The organism is Methanobrevibacter filiformis, from assembly GCF_001639265.1.
Classification (GTDB): Archaea; Methanobacteriota; Methanobacteria; order Methanobacteriales; family Methanobacteriaceae; genus Methanacia; species Methanacia filiformis.
Window position 1 is genome coordinate 1 of sequence record NZ_LWMT01000134.1, and the last position, 1,935, is coordinate 1,935.

The 1,935-nt window shown below is 25.8% G+C and carries 1 protein-coding gene; it reads right to left on the minus strand.

The genetic code is table 11. The features are described 5' to 3' along the window. Positions 1-352: 352 nt before the first annotated feature. Positions 353-1,588 (minus strand): LL-diaminopimelate aminotransferase, encoded by a 1,236-nt coding sequence (locus MBFIL_RS04190; RefSeq protein WP_066971785.1) that lies wholly within the window; start codon positions 1,586-1,588, stop codon positions 353-355. Positions 1,589-1,935: the final 347 nt, after the last annotated feature.

The window sequence follows — 1,935 nt, forward strand, 5'->3', positions numbered from 1 at the left end:
AATAGATATTCAATGAAAAACATAGACAACAAATAAAAAAAACTACAAAAAATAATTTACAATCTAACCACAACTAAGAAAATTCACTGTCATCCATCAACTGAAAAATTAATTATTGCACAGCCAAAATACTAATAAAAAAAATAATACTAATAATACTAATTAATAATACTAATAAAAAAAATAATACTAATAATACTAATTAATAATACTAATAAAAAAAATAATACTAATAATACTAATTAATAATACTAATAAAAAAAATAATACTAATAAATAATAATAAAATAAGAATTTAAATAAAAGTAAATAATATAATAGATTAATACAAGGGACCAATATAAAAGAATAACTAAAAAGAAAGTTTAGATATTCTATCCATCGCTTCTTTTGTATTTTCAAGAGTGTTAAATGCAGTTAACCTAAGATAACCCTCCCCACTTGGACCAAAACCTGCACCGGGAGTTCCAACTATGTTAGCTTTATTTAGAAGAAGATCAAAAAAATCCCAAGATTTCATATCATTTGGTGTTTTAATCCAAATATATGGAGAGTTAATACCACCATAAACATTTAATCCTATTTTAACAAGACTATCTCTAATTGCTTTCGCATTTTCAAGATAATACTCTATGTTTTCATTAATTTCTGCTTTACCAGAAGAAGAATATGTTGCTTCTGCTGCTTTTTGAATAGGATATGACACACCATTGAACTTAGTTGTTTGACGCCTATTCCACAGATTATTTAAAGATTGAAGCTTGCCTTCACTATCATGTACTTTAAGTTCTTTTGGAACTATAGTATAAGCACATCGAGTACCTGTAAAACCTGCTGTTTTTGAAAAGCTCCTAAATTCAATAGCTACTTCTTTGGCTCCTTCAATTTCATAGATACTATGTGGAACATCATCCTCAGTTATGAATTTTTCGTAAGCTGCATCAAATAGGATTATAGAATGGTTTTCTTTTGCATATTTAACAAATTCAGCCAATTGACTAGTAGTTAATGTAGTTCCAGTAGGATTATTTGGGAAACAAAGATAAATCAAATCAACAGGAGTTTCTGGAAGTGAAGGAATAAATCCATTCTCCTCAGTACATGGAAGGTAAACTAATCCATCATATTTGCCATTATCAAGTGCGTGACCAGTTCTACCTGCCATTACATTAGTATCCACATAAACTGGATAAACTGGGTCTGTAACAGCTACAATATTATCTAAATCAAAGATTTCCTGAATATTTCCAGTATCACATTTAGCACCATCACTTATGAAAACTTCATCAATGTCTAAACTTATATTTAATGGTTCAAAATCGTTTTTAATAATAGCCTCAGCTAAAAATGAATAGCCTTGTTCTGGACCATAGCCTCTAAACTTGTCAGGATCTGCCATCTCATCAACTGCATCTTTAAATGCTTTGATTACAGAAGGACTTAATGGTTTTGTAACATCTCCAATACCCATTCTAATTATATCTTTATCAGGATTTTCACCTTGGAATTCATCGACTCTTCTTGCAATTTCTGCAAACAAATAGCTATTTTGTAATAAAAGGTAATTTTCATTTATAGTAGCACTCATAAATAATCAACTTATATTTTATGTGTTATTTTCATTAGTTTATAATTATAAAAAAATTAGATAATAAACTTTATGATTAAAATGATAAATCAAAATTCAAGATACAAGCACAATAATGAAATAGAAAATATGAAAATAGAAAAACAGGAAAAGTTAAGATATTTACATAGATAATAATTATATCCAATAATTAATTAAATAATAAATATAATAGAACTAAATTATTAAATAATCAATTAAATATATAAAATACATATTAAATAATTTAATTAATTATCTAAATATTAAATATAATAATTAAAAATATTAAATAGTTAATTAAATATATAGAATTAGTATATAATACC